This is a genomic window from Vibrio sp. 2092, from assembly GCF_033339635.1.
GTDB classification, from domain to species: domain Bacteria; phylum Pseudomonadota; class Gammaproteobacteria; order Enterobacterales; family Vibrionaceae; genus Vibrio; species Vibrio alginolyticus.
On sequence record NZ_JAWOUY010000007.1, the window covers coordinates 85,563 to 109,743 of the forward strand.

Here is a 24,181-nt window from a genome sequence, read left to right on the forward strand (position 1 = left end):
AACGACAAAATCATATTTAAACAGTTGCATTTAATATTTTTGAGGCACTTTGTCGTGGCTATTGGCAAACGTGAGTGCAGCGATTAAGGTGAGCTCTCTCTACATGAAGACAGGAAGTCCGGTGTCGCAGCAAGAACTCAACCAAATGGGCAGTGCCAAAGTTTTTCTCATCGAAAAAGATGGCGTCCAAGTAATAGAAAAACGTAACCCTACTCAAATAGAAGTCGCGTTTTATCAACGCTATGCCGAACAGTTTAACGCGCTTGGAATACACGTACCGCGCTTGATTCAATTCGACGACCAGAAAAACGTTCTGCACATTGAATACGTTCCCCACGCAGTCGAGCAAGCATTCTTACTTGAAGATGATCGAGTCATTGAACAACTCGTCAAACTGCACCAACTTCCACCAACATCAAATGGTGTTTATCACCGCCACCAGTGGACACCACAAGCGACTCAACAAGCACTCGCTACACTTGAACTGGGCTCAGAGACAGAGCAGTTCTTCCACAACCTCCAACAACGATCGGCGCATCTTTTCGATGGACAGAACTTGATCTCCGGAGACTCGAATGCTGGAAACTGGGGACAGCGCGAAAATGGCGAGCTAGTGCTGTTCGACTGGGAACGCTTTTCTACAGGGCATGTCGCGATAGATTTAGCGCCGCTCATCGAGGGCATGGGCACATTTGATGATTACTTGAACGTAGCAGGCAAGTATATAGAGTGCGCAGAGAAAGGTGAAACAACAGAATTGGCGCGCGATATCGGACTAGCAAAAGCGTGGATCGTTGTCGAGGTAGTCAACATACTGGTCTCCAGAGAGAATCCGCAGACCAGCAAATATTTGGACTGGTTTCGGCAAACCTTGCCGCAATGGGCCAAAAGCCTTAGCGCTCAGGTGATGAGTTAGGCTCTGAGATTTGATATAAACGCCTTTCAGGTTCTGCGCATGAGGTTTCACAATTGCACACCTTGTCAACGCCGACATTATTCAAACCACCACAACTCCCTTGAATGCGCTTGTTGTGAAAAATGACGCCAAGTGACATCAACAAAATGATTGCGAGAAAACCAAGAAAGGTAAATAACCAAACCATATTAACCTGCCTTATTAGCCATCGACTCTAGCTTAAGTATAGCAGGGCTAGATGTTGCTTTGAGTAGCGCTTTAGGTCTTGCCAACAAGGAGGGTTTTGATTTTTGGCCACCACAACCACAGGAGCCGCAGCCGCCTTTTTGTTGGTGAACACTTTTCTTATGATTGTTTGATGGGCGTCCTTGAGAGGGCTCAATCAAAGGCTCTCTTGGAACCGCAAGCACATCTTCCAAGGAACTACGAGTAGACAGCCTAAATACTGGCGTGCCACTGCTAAGTAGCTTTGCCAATACACGTTCACCAATATTTCGCACAAGAACAGCATCCACATTGTACCCTTGTAGAGACTGAATCAACTGAGACTTCGCATTGCAACCCGCTTGTGGCATAGAAGCAATGTTCGCTAAGTTTTTTAGCATACCGTCAGTATCAGAATAAATAGCGATGTATGGTGCTTTTACAAAGTGGTTTGCCACCCGCTCACCATCATTAGGAATAGCATAAATCATAAGTTTGACTCCTCATTCGGAAAAACTAATGCATGACCTTCAACTAAACTTTTTGCGACTTTCAATCTTGCACTTTTTACTGTGTTACCAAAAGTTTGTCTAGAAACGCCCATCTGCTCCGCAGCTTGCTGCTGGCTAAGCCCCTCTAAGTCGGCTAAACGTAGCGCTTCTAACTCTTCTGGTAATATGGCGACTTGCTCCAACTGATTAAATGGAATGCCATTGGGCTTAAAGCAGTGGTGAGCCGCACGTCCGCATATTCGTCTTTCTATCTTTGGTCTTGCCATCATTGTCCCTCAAAAACACAGAGTCAAATTACGCCTTAAACTGGCATATGCCAATAACATTTTTAGCATATGCCAATAAACTAAGTTTGCAAAAATCAACACGACAAATACGTAATACATCAGCATTAATTAGACATCTAATAATTTAGGAATTTTGATGACAAACGAACAAAAAGATCAATTCTAATTAACCGGATAATAAAAACGTTAGTTTGCGCAGATTTTTCATACAAATACACGCTAATGTGTTCATTTTATTGAAGAAGAAAAACTATAATCCAAGCAAATCATTAGTTTGAACACTAATGATTGTTTTATTTAAAAGGATGTATACCTAAAGAACGAAAAAGAGAAGTTTGACGACATTGGCCTGAGCTTAAAGGGTAATACTTTCGATACAGAACCTGTCGAACGACCATTACTTGGCCTAGGTGCCCTACTCTTCTTGCCAAATTAAGTTTCTTGAGAGCGCTTAGGTATATCAGAAAAAGGAAGTACATATGTCTGACTCAAATTGGCTCAGCGAATTCCCGGAAATGGATGCCTCTGATCTCAGGGCGATTCGCAAAACACTCGACGGCGCCTATAGAGATTTCTCTCGCGAGTATGGTGAACTCATTGAGTCTCTGTTTGATCCGCTCCTTGCTTTTCTTGTCTGGTTTGAAAAACTTCTGATTTCTACACCTTGGTTCATTATTTTAGGTGTCTGCACCACTCTCGTTTATGCCGCCAGCCGCTCTTGGAAACTGGCCGCTGCATGTTTTGGTTCGCTGATTCTGATTGGCTATTTTGGAATGTGGGAAGACACTATGCGCACGCTCAGTATCATCACTGTATGTACTATGCTTGCCATAGCACTTGGTATCCCTATCGGCATCGCTATGGCGCGCTCTAATCGCATTCAGTCGGTGGTAACACCATTACTCGACGTCATGCAAACCATGCCGGCATTTGTGTATCTCATTCCAGTTGTGATGTTATTGGGCATCGGGAAAATTCCTGGCCTTATCGCAGTAGTGATCTACGCGATTCCACCGGTTATTCGTTTAACCAATTTGGGCATTCGTCTAGTTGATAAAGAAGTATTGGAAGCCGCAACCGCATTTGGTGCCAGCACTCGGCAACGGCTTTTTGGGGTTCAGCTTCCGCTTGCAATGCCAACCATCATGGCGGGAATTAACCAAACGATCATGATGGCACTGTCAATGGTGGTCATCGCATCAATGATTGGGGTAAAAGGTTTAGGTCAGCCTGTTCTAAAGTCTATTACCAATCAATATTTCACTCTTGGTCTTCTCAATGGTTTAGCAATTGTCGCCCTAGCAATCCTTTTTGATCGTGCTTCACAAGCGTATGCGAAACGCACTCAAGCTCATTTAGGAGACTCAAAACATGACTAGTCCACTTATCGAAATCAGCGGTCTGTATAAAATCTTCGGCCCCAAGCCCAATAGCGTGATTGAGCGCGTTAAGTTGGGACATAGTAAAGAGCAGGTTTTAGCGGAAACGGGCCATACGGTCGGACTAAAAGACATCAACCTGCAAATTCAAAAGGGTGAAATTTTTGTCATTATGGGGTTATCCGGTTCTGGAAAATCCACCATGATTCGCCACTTCAACCGATTAATCGATCCAACCATGGGGCAGATCTTGGTAGAAGGGGTGGATGTCATGCAACTTTCTAACAAAGAACTTGAACAGTTTCGCCGTCACAAGATGTCTATGGTGTTCCAACGCTTTGGCTTACTGCCTCATCGCACTGTTATCGACAACATCGCATATGGTTTGGAAGTTCAGGGAATGAATAAAGAGGCGCGCTTAGAAAAAGCAAATGAATGGTTAGAAACCGTTGGACTGACGGGTTATAAGCACCAGTATCCTGCTCAACTATCGGGTGGACAGCAACAGCGTGTGGGCCTTGCACGGGCACTGGCTACCGACGCCGAAATACTGTTGATGGACGAGGCTTTTTCAGCATTGGACCCTCTGATTCGGAGCGAAATGCAAGATCAGCTGGTAGAGCTGCAACAGAAGCTGCACAAAACCATTATTTTCATTACTCATGATTTAGATGAAGCGCTTCGACTTGGCGATCGCATCGCGATTCTTAAAGACGGTGAACTTGTCCAACAAGGTTCACCAGACGAAATTTTACTGCATCCTGCCGATGAGTACGTTGAAGCCTTTGTAAAAGACGTCAATAGAGCGCGAGCACTGACAGTCGAAACGCTGATGCAGCCACCTTCGTACTGTGTTCGCGCTGAAACCATTGAAGATGCACTAAGTGAAATGAAACGTGTTAAACGTGATTATGCCTACCATGAGACCAATGCAGGCTATCAAGGCGTGATAACACAGCAAGGATTGCTAAACGCAGCGAAGTTAACTCATATATCAGATTGGCGTGATGATATCTATGAAGAGGTGCCTATCATCTCTCCACATTTAGCCATTGAGCAAGTGCTGACTGAAGTCATGTCGTGTGAATATTCACTGCCCGTCATCGATAAGCACGGCAATTTGAAAGGCGAATTAAATCGTCAGGTTATTGCGGAGCTGTTTTCTGATCAACGAAGCACAAAACGAGGCACTTCACGCTCAAGCTTCAATAACGTTTCTTAGATGATGTTGATAATACAGCTCACAACAATGTGGGCTGTTATCAATTAACTCGCTCACAATCCCCTTTTAGATATTTGTCTGTGGGCTCAAGCTTGATACCCAAAGCAACATTTACATTGTTCTGATTTTCCTGACAATTTCATGCTCATATCCGGTTTTATTGACATAGTTAGATCATTCTATTGCTTTTTGATGACGCAAATCCTCGATAAATGTCTACTATTACTCTCATACAAAATCTTGATTTAAAGAGGGATAAAATGAAAAAGACAATGTTGGCACTAACAGGCGCGGTAATCATTCTTGCAGGCTGTCAAGATGAGAAACCTGCCGAAACAAGCGCAGTTGAAGTACCTCAGGCAACGGAAACTGAAGTCACCACCAGTGCAGACGTTACGACTGAGACAATTGACACGTTACCAGTAGAAGAAGAACAGGTAATTACTGAAGAGACATTTGTAGACTCTGAACACAACGCACAAAGTGCTCTGGACTGGAACGGCACCTACAAAGGAACACTACCTTGCGCGGATTGTGCTGGTATCGATATGACCATCACACTAAATCAAGATGGCACTTACGTACTTGAAGAAAGCTACCAAGACAAAGAAGACGGTCAATCAAAATCTGAAGGTCAATTCACTTGGGACGCAAATGGCAGCATCGTAACGTTGACAAATGAAGATGCACCAAACCAATACTTTGCTGGTGAAAACGTACTTATGAAGCTAGACATGAATGGCGAAAAAGTAACGGGTGACCTAGCACCACTATACAACTTAACGAAACAGTAAGAAGCTAGTATCAATACCTGATAAATACCCAAAATCCGAGCCACCCCAGCTCGGATTTTTTCGCTGTTTTAACGAAAGCTATTCCAGCAACCTTTCTATTCTGAAGCAACATTCTGCTTCTTACCCTGATTGTTCATTACATTTCCATACGCTTTGCCGATAGATGCTTACAACGTCATTTTGTACAGTGTTCAAAACAAAACAGAACAACTCGGAAAAATGATGAAAAAAACATTAATTGCACTACTTACTCTGACAGCTGCTGGCTCAGCTTTCGCTGGCGATACTTACATTCGTAACGGTAACATCTACAACAACGAAGGCGGTTGGAACGTAGAAGCTGGTGTGGCTCAAGGCAGCGATCTTTTCAAAGATCAAAAGCATAATACAGCACCAATTCTCAACGGTGGTTACCATGGTGACGACTTTAATGCCGACCTAAGTGGCATTAACTACCGCTTCTTCGGTAACACCAATGAGTTAATCAACATGAGTGCCTACCTTGTAGGTAGCGGTGTAATGCGCGACGGTGATACAGCGAAAAGCCTGAAAGGCACAGATAAACGCCGTTTCGCCGTCGATCTAGGTTTAAACGCAGACTTTACACTGGATCAAAACAACGTCATTTCTACATACCTTCAGCACGATATCAGCGGTGCTTACAAAGGTTACTTAGCGGGCGCGACTTACTTCCACATAATGAAATTCGGTAGTGTTGATTTTGTTCCTTTTGCTAACCTAACTTATCAAAGTGAAGACTACGTAGATTACTACTTTGGTGTAAAACAACGCGAAGCAAACGCAAACCGCAAAGCATACAAAGGTGATTCAACGGTAAGCTATGGTGTGGGCTACAAACTTGTTATGCCAATCAACGACAACTGGCAAGTAAGCCAAATGACACAATACACGCGCCTAGGCAGCGGTATCAGCGACTCTTCTATCGTTGATAGCGCAAACCAATGGGTTGTTGGCGCAAGTGTGTCGTACAACTTCTAATCCGATACGCCCTTATAAAGCCATCATTTCGATGGCTTTATGCGTTGGACATTTGCATAATCTTGAACACCGACTCTAGTGTGAATGAGCAATCCATAACCTATGTAAATCGCTATAGCCTGTATTCTTCACCTGCACACCTCGCACTTGCTGTGTTTTTGTCACTTCTTCGTAGCCAACAAACAAAGGCAAATATAGGTACTGATCGCGCAGCGCTTTCTCTAGGTTTAATAAAGACTGTAGCGAGTGATCATCTGCCATCGCCCTGCGAACCTTTTCTCTATGGCTTAACATCTGGCTTTGATCAAAACTAAAACGCAGTCCAGTTGCTATCGACAGCCATTCGAAGATGCCATATTCAAATGGTGCTTCCATGACTTCCTCAATGAAGAGCAAATCTGCTTGGTGAGACACTACCTCAGGAAAACTAATGTCATCAATAACAATGATCTCTAACTCTAATCCCGTTGCACGAATCACACTGTGCAACCATTCGGAATGACGAATTAAACTCGGAATCGTCCAGACAGGTTCAGCTAATACCACTTTACCTTTCAGTTTAGGTATCACAACACCATCTGTTATTGATAAATCTTGCTCGTGAGTCTCTAACTGAATGCTGTCAACGGCACTTGGCGCATCATAAATTTGCTTTTGCACATGGATGTAATCAGCGAGTTGATACCAAGTCTCTTTTGTGAGTTGGGATTCCACGCGTTCGCGGTAGGTCAGATATGAAAATGCGCTAATTTTTTCCACTTCAACGTGATCGGAGCTTTGGTTAAAGCTCAACATATTTAAGGTTTTAACATCACCATGAGACAGCGTTATTTGATCTAACAATGCGCGTGCTGAAAAATACTCTTTGTGCGCTTCAAGAGTCATACTCTCCTGGTTCCAGCCGCTGATTTTAAATGGCCCAGTCCCTATGTGGTAGGAATAACTAGAACCGAAAGAGACGACATCTCGACACAGAATAGACGCATGAGGAGTTGCTAGCATGTATGGAAACAACTTGTTCGGATACTTCAATATGATTTTTAAGCAGTTAGATGTTTCTGCAACCACGCTATCAATGCATTGCCAGAGCTCGTGAACTGGTCCTTTTATCTCCCTAAGTCTTTCTATACTCCAAACCACATCCTGTATGTTAAGGGGCTCGCCATCATGGCGATATATGCCTGGCCGCAACCATAACGTCATTACCTTGCCTTCCATTTTCCATTCGTGTGCTAACGATGGCTCGATACCACCATTGGAATTTTGGGTCAGCAATACGTCATAAACGCTTTTCGCGACGTGTAATTCAGTGTGACGGTAAGTATTCGCAGGGTCGATTTTGGATACCCAAGGGTAAGAAGAAATCAAAATAGCGTTATTTGATTCATTCAATCGATTCACTTTTTCAGATGCGATAGTTAGTGCTCTAACCGCGGTTTGACCGAACCAATCAATAAGTTTCGTTATTGAGTTCATTCTTCCTCTGCCAAGCTCCTCAACCAAAAACTCGGTCATCGCTTGTTGGAGGGAAATATTAATACTGAGACGGCTAGCGTTACTTCGGCCAATCGCAGGTTGCCAATCGACCCAATCGTAAGTGGCAAGCTTTTTCATCACAATAGAAACATTGCGCCTCGACGTGCAAACCACCGCTTCTAGCTCAGAAAGCGTAACAAGGTGATACTGGTGAGGTTCAAAGTGCTTTAACAGTAGATCCAGATACCTAAGATTGACATCGTTCACAAAGATTCCTAAGAGTTATTCCAAAGCAAAAAAATAGCACAGGACGCTTAGCAACTAAACTTCCTGTGCTATATCTAAACAAATTCAAATCTTGGACTCAGCTCGACCAACAGAAGTCACAAACGTTTACTAAGCCAAGAGGTAACTTGAATAAGTATTCTTAGAAACGGTAGCTCATACCTACAGAGAATACATTGATGTCTGCATCAACCGTTACTTTTTCATTGCCAAATTTCGCAATGTCTAGCTCAGGCATCATGTATTCCCATTCAACTTGTAGAGCAAAGTTTTCAGTAATAGCGAACTCTGCGCCTAAACCGTACATGCCTGTTACAGTGCTGTCAGAAATGGTGGTATGGCCTGCGCTACCGTCAATCACAGAGTTGCTAATTTTGAATTCAGCATTGAAGTAAGAAAGACCAGCTTTAGCAAAAAGGTTGAAACGATCGCCAATCGGTAGAGTCGCTTTTGGCTGAATCGATAGATACTTCATATCACCAACAGTAACAACTTTGCCGTCTAAAGCATCGTAGCCACCAATGGCTGCTTCTAGAGAAATGTATTCGTTGAATTTGTAACCACCGAATACTTTGCCTGAAAGGCTTGAGTCATCTTCAAGTTTAAGTTTAGTGCTAGCGTTAGTACCACCACCATTGATAGAGCCATTAACATCACCAAACGATGCTTGACCTACAGATGCACCAACGTAAGGAGCTGCGTTTGCAACAGAACATGTTGCTAGAAGGGCTGTCATTAGCCATGTTTTTTTAAACATTGTATTTCACTGCCTGTTAATTATTGAGGTTGTGTTTTGCCCATCCTTAAGCATGCCATGCTATCCATTTCACTTGGTTTCAAAACCAAGTGGATGTTAATGAATAAAAACTCAATAAAACATGAAATATTTAGACACAACTTTGCCACTTTCTTTCTTAATTTTGACAATTTAGTCATTTCACAAGCATTGCTGCTTCAACCAGTTAGTGAGCTTGATGATTTCCGCTTGCTTGGCTCGACTCTTTTTATGAATAAAATAAAAGCTGTCGCCGGTTTCCAATCCATGAGAAGGGATATACACCAAATCGTGCGCTTTATCTCTTTCATTAAGCATAAAATCATTCGCAAATGCGATGCCTTGGTCATAACGCGCCGCCTCTATTGCCAACAACATATGACTAAAATGTTGAACATCGACATCTTTCGGCAAGGTGTAACCGCCCGCTCTGCACCACTCAGCCCAGTCTTTTCCTCTCTCACGATAAATTGAGTCTGTCGACAAAATAGGGTATCGCCAAAGCGCTTCTGGAATCGGTTGATCTTGCAACTCTTTCCAAATTTTATGGCTGCAGACCGGATACAGCGTCTCCGCGTATAACTTTACCGACATGTAGTTTCGCTTTGGCTTTTCTACCGTGATAAAACAATCGCCAACGCTGTCTGTCTGTTCAGGATCACCAACGACCATATTGAGTGTCAGATCGATTTCTGGATGTAAGCGCTTAAAATCAGACAAACGAGGAATAAGCCACTTTACGGCAAGCGAGCTATAAATCGCCAACCGTATGCTGCCTTTGTCCCCTTCTCGCACCTTTTGGCTGGCCATCGCAATTGAGCTAATTGCTGGGCTAATATCCTCTAAATAGCGGGTGCCCGTATCGGACAAAGAGAGCTTTCTGCCTTGACGGATAAATAATGATTCACCCAAATAATCTTCTAATAATCGTATCTGGTGGCTAACGGCACTTTGCGTCACATTGAGTTCTTCAGCAGCAAGCGAAAAGCTAGAGTTTCTGGCAACAGATTCAAAACAGTGAACAGCTCTGAGTGGTGGCAATTTCATTATCTAAAAATCTCATACTTAAACTAATAAATATCACTTCACTTCATCCTATGACATCACCTACTCTTTGGCAAAGAAAGAGGAGAGGAAAAAGTGAAAGTTACATCGGTCGGAGCAGCGATGCTGCTATTAATTGTTGGAAATCTCATTGCGGTGCTTTCGGACTCTTTAATTAAAAGTGTCGGAAATGAAGTGCCTATTTTTCAATTTGTCTTTTTCCGACAAATATCAGCGGTGCTTTTCCTGCTGCCAGTCTACCTGCTAACAAAAAATGCGCCTTTTCTTGAAGGGTTTAAGTGGCATGCTGTTCGCGCTCACGTATGGTTACTTGGTGCAATATTCATGGTTTTGGCGATCTCATCTTTACCGCTCGCAACTGCGAACGCGATCTTTTACGCCGCGCCATTGATCATGTTGCCACTTGCAGCAATCTTTTTTGGAGAACAGTTGTCTAAGCAATCGGTCGCTGCAGCGATAATGGGCTTTGCCGGTGTATTGGTCATCATTCGTCCAGACCAAATCGATTGGGCAGCCATTTCAGCTTTAGTTGTTGCAATTACTTTAGCAATCAATAACTTGCTCATTCGAAAACTGCCAAAAAATCAGTCTGTGATGCAAACGTTATTGATGACAAACTTGGCAGGTATTCCAGTAGCCTTCTTGCTTGTTCTGATCGAAGCAGAACCTTGGGACTGGAGTGCTTTCCCTGTTGCTGCTGGCTCAAGTTTGTTCATCATGATTTATGCAGCAACATGTGTCATCGCTTACCGCTCGATCGATAGCAACAAAATTGCTAGCGCTGAATACAGTGGCTTAATTGGTGCCGTGTTTGTGGGATTGATTTGGTTTGGAGAAGTGCCAGATATATTTATGGCAATAGGAACCATTATGATTGTTGTGCCTCTGGTTTGGCTTTCTAAACGAGAGCGTCGCAAGAAAAAGTTGCAAGAGCAACAAGAAGCGCACGTTACTTAAAGTTGTGCTCTAGCCCAAAGACTAAAAAACCGAGCCGTAAGTGCTCGGTTTTTTATGTGGCTCTAATCGTTTTTTACGTAAGCGACTACGTGAGATAAAAACTGCCTTGCAAAGCGATCATTAAACCGGATGCGATATTCATGCTCGGCTTCCGACACTAGACGCCAGCCTTCAGCAAAGTATTCTTTGATATCATCAACCGCCTCTTCTTTATTTTTGATGTGTTTCGCGTTCCACTGATAAGTGCAAGAGACAACGATCAGCCCACCCACCTTGGTGGTTTTTTTTAGAGCATTGATCACGCTAAGTGGCGACTCACATTGATCAATCACATTTAAACATACGACTAAATCAAAGCGAGATTGGAGAGTATCAAGCTCAAAAGGCTGGTTAATTAGCGTCAAATCAACATGAGCACATTTCTGTACGATATCTCTATTCTCTACCTCTAAAGTGTTTAAGGTGTTCACATCGTGAAGGTAAGTAAGCTCGACGCGTTGTTCTTCTATTAATAGTTGCTTCAAGCCATCCATTAACCTATTTGAAGGCTCCACAAGCGTCGCTTCTCTAAGGTTAGGTAAGCGTTGCACTAACTCATAATAATTTCTTCCCAGCGCCGCCCCAACCTCAAGTAGGGAATACGGCTGAACGCTGCTTTCGATTACCGCCTGCGCAATAAAATCAGCAACTTGGGAGCAGTGAGGTGATGACAAAAAAGAAAGTGGGACTTGTTTTGAGCGACTGGTTATCATCTCAATCTGTTGATCCTCAATGAACTTGTCGAACCATTGCGCTTCGAAATAACCAGCCAAACCGTGCTCGGTCAGGTAAAAATCTTCCATGTTTTTTCCGTTCGTACTTTTAGAAAAGTGATTGTATCGAACACGGAAATTAACGGGTATTTCTGGCCGCACATTCCAATAGGAAAACAGATGAAAACGCCGCTTGTGTGAAAAAGCCCTTTCATCTCAAAGATAAAAGGGCTTGTTAATCGCTTCGGTTAAGTCGCTAACTATTGTGGTAGAACAACGTTACCATCTTGAATTGGGAACGTTTTTGTCGCTGGCTTGCTCGCCAAACGAACCGTCTTTGGTGCACCTGAAACTTCGTAAGTGACGTCGTAACCCACTACTTTATCAGATGTCGTATATTCTGTATGACACTGTTTTTTCGTCGTTGTTACTACATCACCTTTTTGCACATTCTCCTGGATCTTACGACCTGTCAGTGCACCAGCAATCGTACCAGCTGCAGTTGCAATCACTTTACCTGAGCCACCACCGATTTGGTTGCCCAGCGCTGCTCCAGCTGCTGCGCCACCAACCGTACCAATAATTTTATTGTCATCCGCAGGGGCAACTTGCTCGGTTACTACCACGTCTTTACATACTTGGTGCGGCTTTTTCACCGTTTCAGTCACCGCTTCAACCAAAGTAATGTTTGCTTGAGTTGGAGCTGGTGGCGTTTTGTCTTTACAGCCTGCTAGTACAGCAACAACTGCCGTTGCAATTGCGATAGATTTCATATTCATGATTTACATCCCAGTATGGTTTGCTTTGATGAGCGTTATGGTAAATCGCAAAAGGGAAATCACATCAGACGAAAACAAACCCTCTGTTATTAACAAGTAAAGAAACACTGTTTTATAAGAGGTACGTCAAGAAACACTCAGCAGAATGTCAACAGAGCTAAAACTGTATCACTACTGATTATGATTGGGCTGGACTAGTCTATGAGATTTATTTTTAAGCCAAGCTCAAAAATAGTTCGTCATCCGTTAAATACTTATGACGGTGGCTTAGATTACGCACGTGCATAAACATAAAATCAGGGAAACCAGGCGCTATAATGTTATTTGGTTCCCAGCATACACCGCCAACAAACACATATCGCCCCTGCTTGTCATCTTCGTGAAGGGGGTTATTAAGAGGAGAAGAAAACTCTGCTCGGCAACCTTCAACCACACAAACAATTTGTCCTTTAAAAAGGCCAATCACGCGCTTTACAAGATTTGCCTTGATACCACACTTCCATGCTTGGCGAGTGGCCATCTCATAGCCATATTTTCGGATCGCTTTCTTTTGCAAATGTACTACTAGGTTCATTTTGACTCCTGATTCAAGCAACTACGTGAAGCCCAAAGTCATAAAAGCAGATAGACGTCTATACCCGAGTGAGCTCATGGTACGTGGGAATAAACTACGTGATTAGACTGAGTTTAGTGTCGGATGAGATACACCGTCCACGATGCTGTAACGTATCGATTTACACCAATCAAAGGCAGATAACACATCAACTTTTGAGTGCTTTCCTGCGCTGTATCTGGTTACTTCTGTATATTACTATAACGAAATCACCCTCCACGTTTACCTATATAAATTTGTCGTAACGATAGAGGGTGCTTATCATGGAGAGAGGATAACGCCTACGCGTCGATGAGATAATTTTGACCTTCAGTTTCTAAACGATCAATCATTTTACGACACTCATTTAAATCAAGAGGTTGTTCAAAGCGGCGCTTGAGATTCATCAAAAAGAAGATATCTTCACACATGGCTTTCTCAGGTTCGTCACTGATTTTGGCGACCGGTGAACCATTGCACGTGACCATTTTTATCACGATAGAAAGTGGCTGGTAGGCTTCACCATCTTTATTGACATAATCACCCATATCATTGGCAAGAAAAGTACCGATACCAAAACTCACCTGAATACGTCCTTGGAAATACTCGCAAATATCTAACGCTTGTTCGAAGTTAAGTCCGTCGGTAAACACCAGTGTTTTTGTTAATGGGTCTATATTCAGCGACTGGTAGTGTGCAATCATTTTTTCACCCCAGCTATAAGGGCAACCACTATCGTGACGTACACCGAAGTACGCGTTACTTAGTTCTTCATCAAAGTCTTTAAGGAAAGCATCGATACCAATCGTATCGGTTAACGCAATACCTAGTGCACCATTAAACATTTTTTGCCAACGTTGCAACGCCACTTTTTGCGAATCTCGCACATTCACCAGAGCTTGGTGTCCCATAAACCATTCATGAGCAACGGTGCCGATAGGCGTCAAGTTTAGCTCTTTTGCTAAGTGATAGTTGCTTGTTCCTGTCAAACATTCCGGCACTTCCTGGCACAAATATTCCAGCATAGTGCGCTGAGCTTGGAAGGAAAAACGTCGACGCGTCGACATGTCAGAAAATTTAAAGTTAGTGATGTTACGACGTTTTAGTTCCGACTTTAGGTGCCGAATTTTCTCTTCTAAAACAGTGGTAAATTGCGCAACAGGGATATCTGACCAACGCTGACGGCTACGAACTTCAGACACGATGCTCATGATGATCGTTTCGTACAAGATGGTATCTCGCCACAAGCCGTTAATGGTAATTCTTAACTGGCTTGAGCCATCAGCCATGGCTTTATTATGGAAAGAGACATCACTTTGTGGGTTGAAACGGAAATGGCGCAGTGCATCAACAAAGTCAGGATTCAGGTAAGGCGCGACACGCTTAATATATTCAATTTCTTCTTGCGTAAATTGAATATCTTGCAGTTTAAGGACTTCGGCTTTTACCTCGGGCAAAAGCTCAGAGAGGTCTTCCTCACTGCGCACGATAAACTTATATGACACCATCGCATCAGGGTAAAGCGCTGTTACAGCACTCATCATATTGACTTTGTAGACATCGAAATCCAAAGCGCTTTGAATGATGCGGGAAGAAAATAGTTTGGTGGTCATTAGGTGCCCTTCTACATGCCCTTCCTGGGTATATAACTTTTTGTTACTAACTAATTTGCGTAAACAATAAACACCCATCTATAGTTTGTCAACTTTTGTTACTAACCACTCATTTTTATAAGGTTTTTTTGTCTAGAATTCGAGCAAGTATTGTGAATAAGTCAGAGTCATCCGTAAATTTATGCTCAAACCGTATTAAGAACACTACCGAAAACGTTTCTAACAACTCGTTACTTACCCATTGATTGACCACTTGTTATGCGCTAGATTACTTACAAATCAATATTAGGACCCAACCATGATCGTATCTGTCGACATTATTCCATTCAGGCTATCTGGCTGTGCCGATAAGGGATTGGAAGTGTTGTTGATTAAACGTTCAAATCCAAATCGGCCATACCATGGAGTCTGGGCACTACCGGGCGGATTTGTCTTTGATAAAGACTTAACCAGTGAAGGCGGACGCCCGGCCGATGAAAACTTTGAAGCGGCGCGTCGCCGAATTTGCCGTGAGAAAATCCATACCTACCCTCGCCATTTTAGCGAAGCATTTATCGACGGTGATCCAAAGCGCGATCCAGAAGACTGGAGCTTAAACATTACGCACTACGCCTTAGTTGATCGTAACAATGTAGAGCAAATAAATAATGCAGGTGTACCGGAATGCCAACTTAAATGGTTTTCGCTACAGGCTATTCTCAATGGAGAAGAAACCCTCGCATTTGATCATCAAAAAACCATTGAAAAAGCGTGGCAAAAGCTTCGTGCATCCATTGAATACACATCGGTTCTTTTGTTTGCATTAGACAAAGAGTTTTTGGTTGCGGACATCATTTCTGCTTATCAAGAGTTTGGTATTGATATCAGCCGAATGACGATTAAGCGCCGCTTGATAGATTCAGGCGTACTAAAACCCACTAATAAAGTCGCTTCTACCAACAAAGGCAAAGGTGGAAAACCCGCAATGGTATATACGCTGACTAGCGACGAAGTAACCTTTTTTCAAAACTGTTTGCGTGGATAAACGCAGACAATCAGACAGACAAGGAGTCTGCCATGACTGTTCGAGTAAACTATCAAACTACAGCAGTGATCGACGTTGATCCAGAGAAAGGCTTTAGTGAGTTATGTCCAAATGAACTGCCCGTTGCAGGTGCGTTGGAAATCGTACCGGAGCTTTTGAACAATCATGCTAAAGGCCGATTAAAACTGGTCAGTCGTGACTTGCACCCACCGAAAGCAAAATGGGATGCAGAATCGCCAGCCAATATGCTTGAGCCCGTTGGTTTACCGAATGTGGATATAAAGTGGAACCGTCACTGTGTGCTTGGCACAACAGGTTCTGAGCTGCTAGATGGCTTACCACCCGTGTTGGACTATGATTTTCAAGTTAATAAAGGTATGGATCCTGACGCACACCCTTACGGTATTTTTTTCCATGATATTGCCGACACCAAAACGACAGGCGCGCATGAATTTCTAAAGTTCAACGGGATTGATACCTTAGTTATCGGTGGCCTTGCCTTAGACTTTTGCGTGAAAAAATCCGTCATGCAAGCGCTGGAACTTGGCTACAATGTGGTAGTTAATCTTGCTTCAACTCGTGCGGTGCTGCCTGATAATGTAGAGAATGTGCTGACAGAGCTCAGAGATAATGGCGCATTATTTGTCGAAAAAGCGGACGACATCATCGTAGAAAAGTTCGCCTAGAAACGATAGTAACCGAGAAGGATTTCACCATGCATCAACATGAAAAATTGAATTACGTTGAATTTGGTTCCACTAATGTCAGTGCGACCAAACAATTTTTTGAGCGTGCTTTTGACTGGAGCTTTACCGATTATGGTCCAGAATATTCTGCATTTTCAGGACAAGGGTTGGATGGCGGATTCTTCAAATCTGAGTTTATAAACCAAACCGCAAATGGTGGCGCACTTTTAGTATTTTATAGCTCAGACATTCAGGCCACTCAGACAAAAGTAGAGCAGCATGGTGGAAAAATTATCCGCCCTATTTTCGAATTCCCCGGCGGCTGTCGATTCCACTTCACTGAACCGAGTGGAAATGAATTCGCAGTATGGTCAGAGAGCCATTAAGTCATCATAAATCAACAACACACCATCAACGTGAGCCCAAGCTAGCCAGATCCGGAACTGGCATTACATTTCTGGTTGACCTCATCCTTGGTTTAATTCACTGTTAGCGCAACAATTAATCGATGAGGCGCTAGACCTCGACCAAGGATGTCAAATGACTGCCGTCAGTTTTTTTCGCTTACTCTGCCTCGCTGCTATTTGGGGTGGCTCGTTTCTGTTTATGCGAGTCGCCGCCAACACATTCGGGCCGGCTTACTTAATCGAATTTCGAGTTACATTTGCCGCCGTCGCTTTGTTATTGATCGCCGTATATTTGAAAAAGAAACTCACGTTAACTGCGCATACTAAACACTTCTTTATTATTGGCTTATTCAATAGCGCAGTTCCATTTTTACTCTTTGCGTACGCAGCCCAGACACTGAATGCATCAACTTTAGCAATATTGAACTCAACCGCCCCAATATGGGGAGCACTAGTTGGCTTTGTTTGGTACCGCAGCCCACTCACAGCGAAATCTGTTCTCGGTATGCTAATAGGCATTGGAGGCGTTGCAGTCTTGGTCGGCTTAGATACTTCAACCATAGGTGAAGAAGCCATGCTCCCTATTGCCGCCAGTTTGATGGCTTCTTTCAGCTATGGCATTGCTACCAACTACACTAAAAATGCGCCACAAGTACCTGCTTTTGACAATGCTCACGGCAGCATGTGGGCGGCGGTTATTTGGGTACTGCCGCTGCTACCATTCTTACCAATGCGTGCAGAACCAAGTCATTTCGAATGGAGCTCTGTTGTCACGCTCGGCGTTGTATGCACAGGGTTCGCTTATTTACTCTATTTCCGCTTAGTTTCTGATATCGGCCCAGCGTCAGCACTGACTGTCACTTTTCTTGTTCCTGTTTTTGGTATCTTATGGGGCTACTTGGTGCTAGATGAGCCCGTCGGCTCTAACACCATCATAGGAACAATTCTAGTGCTTAGCGGCACTATGCTAGTCACCGGTTTCTCCCCAACAGCAATGCTCGCGAAGCGAAAACGAAGCGTGGCTTAATCAGCCTAATATAACTTCCACACCTCGCTTTTTGATTTGTTCAAGGTCGCTTTTCGGAGCGGCTTTGTCAGTCAGCAGCACTGATATTTCGTCAGTCTTACCAATTGATGAGGGATAAATTTGCCCAAATTTACTAGAATCCGTTAGAACAATATTGCGCCTTTTTTTCGCAATGATGGTTTCTGCGATCTCAGCACGCATCATGTCGCGGCTAGTAAAGCCAGTGTCTTGATGGAAGCCGTCAATACCCAAGAAGGCCGTGCTGAAATGAATGTTCTCAATACACAACTTAGTCAGCGGTCCGACCAAGCTCTCGCCTTGGTGCTGATATACGCCACCAAGCAAGATAATGTTGGCAGAAGTGTTACGGATGAGATGGGCGATATACGCCGATGGCGTAATAATGGTCACATCGCCGCGCTCAGCCAATGTCCGAGCCAACAACGCATTGGCACTGCCTCCTTCAATCAGCACTGTCTCATTCGGTGCGACCAAATCCGCAGCTTGGTTTGCGAGCGATTGTTTAATATCGAAACGTACTTCTAGACGGGCATCAATGTCATCACTTTGCAACGCGGTAGCTGCGCCGTGAACGCGCTTTAGGTAGCCCTGTTGCTCCAGAAAGTTCAAATCCTGTCTGATGGTCACACCCGACACGCCAATGATGTCAGAAAGCTCTGTGACTTGAACGCGTTTACGGTCGTTCACTAATTGCAGGATTTCATTTTGTCTTGGGTTCACAGGTTCGCTCCTTATTGATGAGCTTACAGTATACTCACCTGATGTTTCATATGAAAAGAACTTGAAAGTAAAAAGGAAAAAACGCGTGGTCTGATTAGCCAAGCTGTACCTTGCGAATATCGCTCCCATCAACAGATAATAGGGCAACGAAAATGGGATGGAAGAAGAGGGGTTAACTCCCTACATCCCAACAACGATAGAGACTAGGATCAAAGTAATGGAAGAAATTTACTTCGCAGGCGGCTGCCTTTGGGGCGTGCAAGAATTTATGCGCCACCTTCCGGGCGTAATCAACACAGAAGCCGGGCGAGCAAATGGCACAACGGATAACACTCAATCCGAATACGATGGCTACGCAGAGTGCGTGAAAACCCAGTTCGATGCTGAGCAAGTTTCGGTTGAAACTTTAATGGGGTATTTGTTTGAGATAATCGACCCTTACAGCGTTAACAAGCAAGGTGAAGACGTAGGTGAGAAGTACCGTACTGGTGTTTATAGCCAAAACGAACAGCATCTCACCATCGCGAAAGCGTTTATCGCAGCACGACCGGACGCCGACAAGATCGCCGTAGAAGTACTGCCACTCACAAATTATGTGCCAAGTGATGATGAGCACCAAGACAGACTCACAAACTTTCCGAATGATTACTGCCACATCCCATTAGATTTACTACATAAATACAGGGATAACTCGTAACCATTCAGTCAGCATCGCTTTAAAAGGCAAGATGCATATCAGTTTAAATCGATGCCTTCCACTAATGACAATGTCATTTCTGCCGCCGATATTTCCTTACAACCCGACGAGTTTTGTCCGCACCACAACGGTGTGAATTCATCTCGGTTTTGCTTTTCCATAAGCGCTCTTAGTTGAGCCATTTCAATGGAGGCGTATGGGAATTTCGGCGCAAACTCACTGATGTAGCCTAGCTCCGACATCGCGCGATTCACAATGCCTCTCGCTGGTCGGCCCGAGAAAACATTGGTCACAGCGGTATGTTGCGCGCGTTCACTGGCAATGGCATATCGATGTAAAGACGATGTTTTCGCCTCATCACACAACAAATAGGCGCTGCCAACTTGAACGGCACTCGCTCCTAATCTCAACGCGGCTTCCACCCCACTTCTATCAGCGATTCCGCCTGCAGCAATAACGGGCAAATTCACCCGTTTGGCGATTTGTGGTAATAACGCCATCAAACTTAATTGAGTAGTTAAATCATCCGATAAAAACATACCTCGGTGTCCACCAGCCTCCAAGCCTTGGGCGATAATGCCGTCAACGCCTTTTGCTTCTAGCCAAAGTGCCTCGTCCACCGTAGTCGCTGACGAAAGGATCTTCCCTCCCCACCCTCTAATTCGAGCTAACAGATCATCATCTGGCAAACCAAAGTGGAAACTGATCACTGGCGGTGCAAATGGTTCAATCGCGTCAGCAATATCATGATTGAAAGGCATCCTTGTCGGAGCGTTTGGCTGAGCCTGAACGGTTGCATCAACCTCGGAAAAATACGGTTGCAGCGTTTTTTGCCACTTTTCGTGCTTGTTGGCGTCATATTCCGGCATTTCATGGCAAAAGAAATTGAGGTTAAACGGTCGGTTAGTTGCCTGCTTGATAAATTGAAGTTCTTTTACGATGGCGTCTTTGTTCAGCATTCCACAAGGTAACGAGCCAAGCCCGCCAACATTACTGATGGCTATGGTCATTTGGCTGTCTTGCACACCAGCCATTGGCGCTTGAATAATCGGTAACTCTGTTCCCAAAAGTGTATTAAATACCTTGTTTATCATGCTCTTTCCTTGAAAACTTAACCTTTACCTGTGATGGATCTTCGCCATCGTTATCCAGACTAGACTTTCACATGATTAACCGCTTATAAAGTTAAAGTGATGCATTTGTGCGCTATGCACTTTTGATAGAAATGACAAAGGGAGCCTATGGCTCCCTTAATATGCTGAATAACAAGAATCAAAGTGACTATCGTACGACATCTGATTCAAGCTCTAGCTCTGCTACAGACAGCATGGCAAACTCTTCCTCGGCGGTTGCTGCCACCAATTTGTTGCGGCTGTATAACCCATAATAAACACCACCGATAAGAAACAATCCCATTGTCATAAAAAAGGCTGAGGGATCAAAAGCATAAACACCTGTCATTGCGACCAAAGAAAGCACCAGAGAAATACTCGAAGTAATTATCCCACCAGGCGTTTTATATGGACGAGTTAATTCCGGCTGTTTAATTCGCAATAAAATATGGCTCAAGGACATTAATGCGTACGATACAGTCGCACCGACAACAGCCATCGCCAAGATTAAGTCCCCCTCACCCGTAAGTGAAACCAAGAACCCAAAAACGCCCGGAACCAAAAGCGCACGAGAAGGCACTTTTTTGTCACTGGTTAATGACAAAGTTTGCGGTAAATAACCCGCGCGGGAAAGCGCAAACACCAAGCGACTGTAACCATAAATGATTGAAAAGAAAGAAGCGATAAGGCCAGCCAATCCAAGTAAGTTCACGGCCATTGCTACCGTTGAATTGCCCGTAAGCTTTAGGGCGTCAACTAATGGCACCGCGCTATCGCCTATGACCTTTGAGCCAACCGCACCAGCCAAAAGGACGACTACGAGAGTTGCGGTTAGCAATAAAAACAGCATCGCACCAATGATGCCTTTGGGAACATCTTTTGCCGGATTTTTTGCCTCCTCTGCCGCTAAAGGCACACCTTCAACCGCAAGAAACAACCACATTGCAAATGGCAACGCAGCCCATACGCCATACCACCCAAACGGCAAGATTTCTGTTGCCTGAGCCGTCGCCGGAGCAATATCGAATAAGTTATTAACGTCAAAGTGACCAATAAGCACAGCAGCAGTAATGAGAATAGCTAGCACAGCCAAACCGCTGATGACCATCATTACTTTGAGAGCTTCGCCAACCCCTGCCATATGAATAGCGATAAAGACGGCGTAGAAAAGTGCGTAAACAACAGGGCCATCGATACCAACCAATTCATTCACTGCTGAGCCAATAAAAATCACTATCGCAGCAGGCGCGAGCGCATATTCAATCAAAACTGATAAGCCAGTGAAAAAGCCACCTGTCGGCCCCATCGCCTGTCTTGCGAAGCTGTAACCACCACCCGCAGCAGGAATAGCCGCAGACATTTCAGCTAAAGACAATACTAGCGTGAAATACATTACTGCCATCGCGATAGCAGCAATAAGAAAGCCTCCCCATCCTGCTTGAGCGATGCCAAAGTTCCAACCGGCGAAGTCACCAGATATAACATACGAGACACCTAAGCCAGCAAGTAAAATCCAACCTGCGGTGCCTCTTTTTAGCTGCCTTTTGGCCAAGTACTCCTGATGTTTAGACATAGTAAATCCTTCTACTTTGATGAAATTAAAAAGTTGTCGCTGTGTTTATCTTCAACGCTTGCGCCACTTGGCTCATTGATATCGGAGCGATCTTTCAGATTCACTCCTGACAGTTGTAATTTTCGAGCCTCCTTGAGCAAGTAAAATGCGCGTTCACAGGCATCGTCATAGTTGAGCCCCTGAGGGCGCACATTGGAAATGCAGTTTCTTTGGGAATCTTTAGAGCCTCGTTTAGCCCCCCAAGTGAGATACATACCCATGCTATCCGGAGAAGTTAGACCGGGTCTCTCTCCAATTAAAACCAGCACGGCCTTGGCGTTAAAACATTCACCAACATCATCCCCTACCGCTACTCTTCCTTGCTTTACGACTGTGATAGGTGCGAATTTCCATTGATGTTCATCATCAGCGCTTAAAAGAGAAATCAATCGAGTAACAACAGGCACGGCATGATTTTGAATTGCGACGGAAGAAAGTCCATCAGCAATAACAATCGCAAGATCAATGTCAGTGTTATGCTCATTTGCTATCAAGTTGAGCGTTTGCCAAGAAGATTCATCAAGCAGCCTTCCTAGATCGGGCCTTTGCAGGTACATAAGCCGGTCACTCACTTGACTGCTCACTACCACTGGAGGTTCTAAGGTATTTTCAAGAATCGAGTAAGAGTCCGATAAACCAGCAACGAGAGAGTCAACATTCAAACTGCAATGCACTGCATCCATAGCTTGGGCATGATCCAGCTGAAATGAGAGTAACTCGTTGGTTGGTACACTGTTTCCGCTGCGACCCAGAGCGATCCGAGCAGAGGTGAAGTCGCGTAACTTGCCCCAAGGGTTGTGTGTGACAACTCCAGACTCATCTTGTGGGGACTGAGCAATGGTGATTACTTTACCCATGAGAATACCCCTTATTCAGTTGGTTAATTGCTCCCGAAAACGAGCGAGAGATTTGCTCACTTAACCGAACGTCTTGCACGCTCTCGAAAATCTGCATCTCCATTAACCATTTTTCAAACTCTGGTGCTGGCTTCAAACCGAGTACTTTTCTTGCGTAAAGGGCATCGTGAAATGAGGTAGTTTGATAGTTGAGCATGATGTCATCAGACCCTGGAATACCCATGATGAACGAGCACTCGGCCACACCTAATAGTGTCAGCAAGTTATCCATGTCATTCTGATCGGCATAGGCATGATTGGTGTAACAGATATCGCAACCCATAGGTAAACCAAGCAACTTTCCACAGAAATGATCTTCAAGCCCAGCACGAATGATCTGTTTGCCATCAAACAGATACTCAGGGCCAATAAACCCAACGACAGTATTAACCAACAAAGGATCGAACTGTTTCGCGACAGCATAAGCGCGGGCTTCACAAGTCTGCTGATCGACCCCATGAAATGCATTCGCAGACAGCGCTGTACCTTGTCCGGTTTCAAAATACATCACATTGTTTCCTACGCTACCTCGATTCAAAGACAACGCGGCTTCATGGGCCTCTTTCAAAATCGACAAGTCGATTCCGAAGGTATCATTCGTCCCTTGCGTGCCGCCTATCGACTGAAAAACGAGATCGACTGGTGCACCCATTTCAATGGCTTCGATCGTGTTCGTGACATGAGTTAACACACAAGACTGAGTCGGTATTTGATAGTGTTGAATCACCTCATCCATTAAGTTCATTAACTTAATAGCTTGAGGTACATTATCTGTTGCCGGATTGATACCGATAACCGCATCGCCATTTCCGTACATCAGACCATCAAAAATGGTCGCTGCGATACCGTTGAGAGAATCAGTGGGATGATTCGGCTGTAAGCGAGTAGACAGGCGACTCGGCAAACCAATCGTATTCCGAAAAGCCGTGACAACTTGGCATTTTTTAGCAACGAGAATCAAATCCTGGTTGCGCATAATCTTACTGACTGCGGCCACCATTTCTGGTGTTAAACCTTGACGAATTTTAGCCAACGTTTCACCATCGGCTTCTTCACTCAGCAGCCAATTTCGAAAATCTCCGACCGTCAAGTGCTCAATCGGCTTAAAGGCTGCAAGGTCATGCGTATCGATAATTAGGCGAGTGATATCGTCGCTTTCGTATGGAATAACCGCCTCGTTAAGAAACGTTTTAAGTGGTAACTCAGACAGCGCCATTTGTGCGACTACACGTTCTGCCGCTGACTGAGCACAAACCCCGGCTAACGCATCGCCTGAGCGCTCCGGTGTCGCTTTCGCCATCAAGTCAGCTAATGACTTAAAGGTATAGACTTTACTTCCTTGTTGCCGACGATAAGTTGCCGTCATTGCTCT

26 protein-coding genes are annotated in these 24,181 nt (G+C 44.2%); 11 read left to right on the top strand and 15 right to left on the bottom strand.

Annotated features, from left to right (window positions below; translation table 11 throughout):
* Positions 1–103 precede the first annotated feature (103 nt).
* The gene (locus R7P80_RS13905) at positions 104–916 is read left to right on the top strand and encodes an aminoglycoside phosphotransferase family protein (RefSeq protein WP_195723030.1); all 813 of its coding nucleotides are present in this window, start codon (positions 104–106) and stop codon (positions 914–916) included.
* Here the strand turns inward: R7P80_RS13905 and nqrM are convergent.
* From nqrM to R7P80_RS13920, 3 genes are read right to left on the bottom strand one after another with little or no spacing between them, the layout of a single operon-like run.
* Positions 894–1,103: a (Na+)-NQR maturation NqrM gene (gene nqrM / locus R7P80_RS13910; protein ID WP_017635136.1), complete on the bottom strand. Its 210-nt coding sequence runs from the start codon at positions 1,101–1,103 to the stop codon at positions 894–896. The two genes, R7P80_RS13905 and nqrM, sit on opposite strands and share 23 nt — an antisense overlap.
* A 1-nt stretch (position 1,104) precedes the next feature.
* Positions 1,105–1,611, bottom strand: coding sequence for a NifB/NifX family molybdenum-iron cluster-binding protein (locus R7P80_RS13915; protein ID WP_137282820.1), 507 nt, complete (start codon positions 1,609–1,611; stop codon positions 1,105–1,107).
* Positions 1,608–1,898, bottom strand: coding sequence for a DUF134 domain-containing protein (locus R7P80_RS13920; RefSeq protein ID WP_005373924.1), 291 nt, complete (start codon positions 1,896–1,898; stop codon positions 1,608–1,610). Before R7P80_RS13920 ends, R7P80_RS13915 begins: the two co-directional genes overlap by 4 nt.
* A 500-nt stretch (positions 1,899–2,398) precedes the next feature.
* Here R7P80_RS13920 and R7P80_RS13925 point away from each other — a divergent pair, with 500 nt between their 5' ends.
* The 4 genes from R7P80_RS13925 to ompV all read left to right on the top strand — a co-directional run bounded on the left by R7P80_RS13925 (position 2,399) and on the right by ompV (position 6,313).
* On the top strand, positions 2,399–3,298 hold the full coding sequence (locus R7P80_RS13925; RefSeq protein ID WP_005373926.1) for an ABC transporter permease: 900 nt from the start codon (positions 2,399–2,401) through the stop codon (positions 3,296–3,298).
* Positions 3,291–4,520: a glycine betaine/L-proline ABC transporter ATP-binding protein gene (locus tag R7P80_RS13930; protein ID WP_225491678.1), complete on the top strand. Its 1,230-nt coding sequence runs from the start codon at positions 3,291–3,293 to the stop codon at positions 4,518–4,520. Before R7P80_RS13925 ends, R7P80_RS13930 begins: the two co-directional genes overlap by 8 nt.
* Before the next feature lie 260 nt (positions 4,521–4,780).
* A complete protein-coding gene (locus R7P80_RS13935) occupies positions 4,781–5,314 on the top strand; it encodes a copper resistance protein NlpE (RefSeq protein WP_225491677.1) in 534 nt (177 codons plus the stop codon).
* A 222-nt stretch (positions 5,315–5,536) separates the two neighbouring features.
* Entirely contained in the window at positions 5,537–6,313 is a 777-nt protein-coding gene (gene ompV / locus R7P80_RS13940) for an outer membrane protein OmpV (RefSeq protein ID WP_017635134.1), read from the top strand.
* Positions 6,314–6,388: 75 nt separating this feature from the next.
* On the opposite strand, the gene R7P80_RS13945 is transcribed toward ompV, so the two are convergent.
* The 3 genes from R7P80_RS13945 to R7P80_RS13955 all read right to left on the bottom strand — a co-directional run bounded on the left by R7P80_RS13945 (position 6,389) and on the right by R7P80_RS13955 (position 9,896).
* Positions 6,389–8,056 carry an ABC transporter substrate-binding protein gene (locus R7P80_RS13945; protein ID WP_225491676.1) on the bottom strand — a complete coding sequence of 556 codons (1,668 nt, stop codon included), beginning with the start codon at positions 8,054–8,056 and terminating at the stop codon, positions 6,389–6,391.
* Between the two features lie 160 nt (positions 8,057–8,216).
* A complete protein-coding gene (locus R7P80_RS13950) occupies positions 8,217–8,831 on the bottom strand; it encodes an outer membrane beta-barrel protein (RefSeq protein ID WP_005373936.1) in 615 nt (204 codons plus the stop codon).
* Between the two features lie 180 nt (positions 8,832–9,011).
* Positions 9,012–9,896: a LysR family transcriptional regulator gene (locus R7P80_RS13955; protein WP_005387224.1), complete on the bottom strand. Its 885-nt coding sequence runs from the start codon at positions 9,894–9,896 to the stop codon at positions 9,012–9,014.
* 93 nt (positions 9,897–9,989) lie between these two features.
* On the opposite strand from R7P80_RS13955, the gene R7P80_RS13960 reads away from it, so the two are divergent.
* On the top strand, positions 9,990–10,871 hold the full coding sequence (locus R7P80_RS13960; protein ID WP_005373940.1) for a DMT family transporter: 882 nt from the start codon (positions 9,990–9,992) through the stop codon (positions 10,869–10,871).
* A gap of 62 nt (positions 10,872–10,933) precedes the next feature.
* Here the strand turns inward: R7P80_RS13960 and R7P80_RS13965 are convergent, their stop codons facing one another.
* The 4 genes from R7P80_RS13965 to pncB form a co-directional block, all read right to left on the bottom strand.
* Positions 10,934–11,713 (bottom strand): methyltransferase domain-containing protein, encoded by a 780-nt coding sequence (locus tag R7P80_RS13965; RefSeq protein WP_017819786.1) that lies wholly within the window; start codon positions 11,711–11,713, stop codon positions 10,934–10,936.
* Positions 11,714–11,883: 170 nt separating this feature from the next.
* Positions 11,884–12,402: a glycine zipper 2TM domain-containing protein gene (locus R7P80_RS13970; protein ID WP_054576165.1), complete on the bottom strand. Its 519-nt coding sequence runs from the start codon at positions 12,400–12,402 to the stop codon at positions 11,884–11,886.
* 214 nt (positions 12,403–12,616) lie between these two features.
* Complete coding sequence (locus R7P80_RS13975; RefSeq protein ID WP_005373947.1) at positions 12,617–12,976, bottom strand: hypothetical protein; 360 nt, start codon at positions 12,974–12,976, stop codon at positions 12,617–12,619.
* A gap of 320 nt (positions 12,977–13,296) precedes the next feature.
* Complete coding sequence (pncB, locus tag R7P80_RS13980) at positions 13,297–14,607, bottom strand: nicotinate phosphoribosyltransferase (RefSeq protein ID WP_047102848.1); 1,311 nt, start codon at positions 14,605–14,607, stop codon at positions 13,297–13,299.
* Positions 14,608–14,905: 298 nt separating this feature from the next.
* Between pncB and R7P80_RS13985 the strand changes: the two genes are divergently transcribed.
* The 4 genes from R7P80_RS13985 (at position 14,906) to R7P80_RS14000 (ending at position 17,751) form a co-directional block, all read left to right on the top strand.
* A complete protein-coding gene (locus tag R7P80_RS13985; protein WP_005373953.1) occupies positions 14,906–15,631 on the top strand; it encodes an NUDIX domain-containing protein in 726 nt (241 codons plus the stop codon).
* Positions 15,632–15,663: 32 nt separating this feature from the next.
* Entirely contained in the window at positions 15,664–16,317 is a 654-nt protein-coding gene (locus tag R7P80_RS13990) for an isochorismatase family protein (protein WP_033906301.1), read from the top strand.
* A 29-nt stretch (positions 16,318–16,346) separates the two neighbouring features.
* Complete coding sequence (locus tag R7P80_RS13995; protein ID WP_042523322.1) at positions 16,347–16,703, top strand: VOC family protein; 357 nt, start codon at positions 16,347–16,349, stop codon at positions 16,701–16,703.
* Positions 16,704–16,857: 154 nt separating this feature from the next.
* Positions 16,858–17,751 carry a DMT family transporter gene (locus R7P80_RS14000; RefSeq protein ID WP_005373960.1) on the top strand — a complete coding sequence of 298 codons (894 nt, stop codon included), beginning with the start codon at positions 16,858–16,860 and terminating at the stop codon, positions 17,749–17,751.
* Here R7P80_RS14000 and R7P80_RS14005 read toward each other — a convergent pair whose 3' ends face one another.
* On the bottom strand, positions 17,752–18,492 hold the full coding sequence (locus tag R7P80_RS14005; RefSeq protein ID WP_017635127.1) for a DNA-binding transcriptional regulator YciT: 741 nt from the start codon (positions 18,490–18,492) through the stop codon (positions 17,752–17,754).
* A 217-nt stretch (positions 18,493–18,709) separates the two neighbouring features.
* On the opposite strand from R7P80_RS14005, the gene R7P80_RS14010 reads away from it, so the two are divergent.
* On the top strand, positions 18,710–19,189 hold the full coding sequence (locus R7P80_RS14010; protein WP_005388723.1) for a peptide-methionine (S)-S-oxide reductase: 480 nt from the start codon (positions 18,710–18,712) through the stop codon (positions 19,187–19,189).
* 38 nt (positions 19,190–19,227) lie between these two features.
* Here R7P80_RS14010 and R7P80_RS14015 read toward each other — a convergent pair whose 3' ends face one another.
* The 4 genes from R7P80_RS14015 to R7P80_RS14030 all read right to left on the bottom strand — a co-directional run bounded on the left by R7P80_RS14015 (position 19,228) and on the right by R7P80_RS14030 (position 24,175).
* Positions 19,228–20,283 (bottom strand): NAD(P)H-dependent flavin oxidoreductase, encoded by a 1,056-nt coding sequence (locus tag R7P80_RS14015; RefSeq protein ID WP_047102786.1) that lies wholly within the window; start codon positions 20,281–20,283, stop codon positions 19,228–19,230.
* A gap of 187 nt (positions 20,284–20,470) precedes the next feature.
* Positions 20,471–21,874: an ethanolamine permease gene (eat, locus tag R7P80_RS14020; protein WP_047102787.1), complete on the bottom strand. Its 1,404-nt coding sequence runs from the start codon at positions 21,872–21,874 to the stop codon at positions 20,471–20,473.
* An 11-nt stretch (positions 21,875–21,885) separates the two neighbouring features.
* Positions 21,886–22,770, bottom strand: coding sequence for an ethanolamine ammonia-lyase subunit EutC (gene eutC / locus R7P80_RS14025; RefSeq protein WP_225491675.1), 885 nt, complete (start codon positions 22,768–22,770; stop codon positions 21,886–21,888).
* A complete protein-coding gene (locus tag R7P80_RS14030) occupies positions 22,763–24,175 on the bottom strand; it encodes an ethanolamine ammonia-lyase subunit EutB (RefSeq protein ID WP_115386484.1) in 1,413 nt (470 codons plus the stop codon). The genes eutC and R7P80_RS14030 overlap by 8 nt, the downstream gene beginning before the upstream one ends.
* Positions 24,176–24,181 lie beyond the last annotated feature (6 nt).

Coding starts and splice junctions, on each gene's coding strand:
- R7P80_RS13905 (WP_195723030.1), top strand. CDS start 104: ATGAAGACAGGAAGTCCGGTGTCGCAGCAAGAACTCAACCAAATGGGC.
- nqrM (WP_017635136.1), bottom strand. CDS start 1,103: ATGGTTTGGTTATTTACCTTTCTTGGTTTTCTCGCAATCATTTTGTTG.
- R7P80_RS13915 (WP_137282820.1), bottom strand. CDS start 1,611: ATGATTTATGCTATTCCTAATGATGGTGAGCGGGTGGCAAACCACTTT.
- R7P80_RS13920 (WP_005373924.1), bottom strand. CDS start 1,898: ATGGCAAGACCAAAGATAGAAAGACGAATATGCGGACGTGCGGCTCAC.
- R7P80_RS13925 (WP_005373926.1), top strand. CDS start 2,399: ATGTCTGACTCAAATTGGCTCAGCGAATTCCCGGAAATGGATGCCTCT.
- R7P80_RS13930 (WP_225491678.1), top strand. CDS start 3,291: ATGACTAGTCCACTTATCGAAATCAGCGGTCTGTATAAAATCTTCGGC.
- R7P80_RS13935 (WP_225491677.1), top strand. CDS start 4,781: ATGAAAAAGACAATGTTGGCACTAACAGGCGCGGTAATCATTCTTGCA.
- ompV (WP_017635134.1), top strand. CDS start 5,537: ATGAAAAAAACATTAATTGCACTACTTACTCTGACAGCTGCTGGCTCA.
- R7P80_RS13950 (WP_005373936.1), bottom strand. CDS start 8,831: ATGTTTAAAAAAACATGGCTAATGACAGCCCTTCTAGCAACATGTTCT.
- R7P80_RS13955 (WP_005387224.1), bottom strand. CDS start 9,896: ATGAAATTGCCACCACTCAGAGCTGTTCACTGTTTTGAATCTGTTGCC.
- R7P80_RS13965 (WP_017819786.1), bottom strand. CDS start 11,713: ATGGAAGATTTTTACCTGACCGAGCACGGTTTGGCTGGTTATTTCGAA.
- R7P80_RS13970 (WP_054576165.1), bottom strand. CDS start 12,402: ATGAATATGAAATCTATCGCAATTGCAACGGCAGTTGTTGCTGTACTA.
- R7P80_RS13975 (WP_005373947.1), bottom strand. CDS start 12,976: ATGAACCTAGTAGTACATTTGCAAAAGAAAGCGATCCGAAAATATGGC.
- pncB (WP_047102848.1), bottom strand. CDS start 14,607: ATGACCACCAAACTATTTTCTTCCCGCATCATTCAAAGCGCTTTGGAT.
- R7P80_RS13985 (WP_005373953.1), top strand. CDS start 14,906: ATGATCGTATCTGTCGACATTATTCCATTCAGGCTATCTGGCTGTGCC.
- R7P80_RS13990 (WP_033906301.1), top strand. CDS start 15,664: ATGACTGTTCGAGTAAACTATCAAACTACAGCAGTGATCGACGTTGAT.
- R7P80_RS13995 (WP_042523322.1), top strand. CDS start 16,347: ATGCATCAACATGAAAAATTGAATTACGTTGAATTTGGTTCCACTAAT.
- R7P80_RS14000 (WP_005373960.1), top strand. CDS start 16,858: ATGACTGCCGTCAGTTTTTTTCGCTTACTCTGCCTCGCTGCTATTTGG.
- R7P80_RS14010 (WP_005388723.1), top strand. CDS start 18,710: ATGGAAGAAATTTACTTCGCAGGCGGCTGCCTTTGGGGCGTGCAAGAA.
- R7P80_RS14015 (WP_047102786.1), bottom strand. CDS start 20,283: ATGATAAACAAGGTATTTAATACACTTTTGGGAACAGAGTTACCGATT.
- eat (WP_047102787.1), bottom strand. CDS start 21,874: ATGTCTAAACATCAGGAGTACTTGGCCAAAAGGCAGCTAAAAAGAGGC.
- eutC (WP_225491675.1), bottom strand. CDS start 22,770: ATGGGTAAAGTAATCACCATTGCTCAGTCCCCACAAGATGAGTCTGGA.
- R7P80_RS14030 (WP_115386484.1), bottom strand. CDS start 24,175: ATGACGGCAACTTATCGTCGGCAACAAGGAAGTAAAGTCTATACCTTT.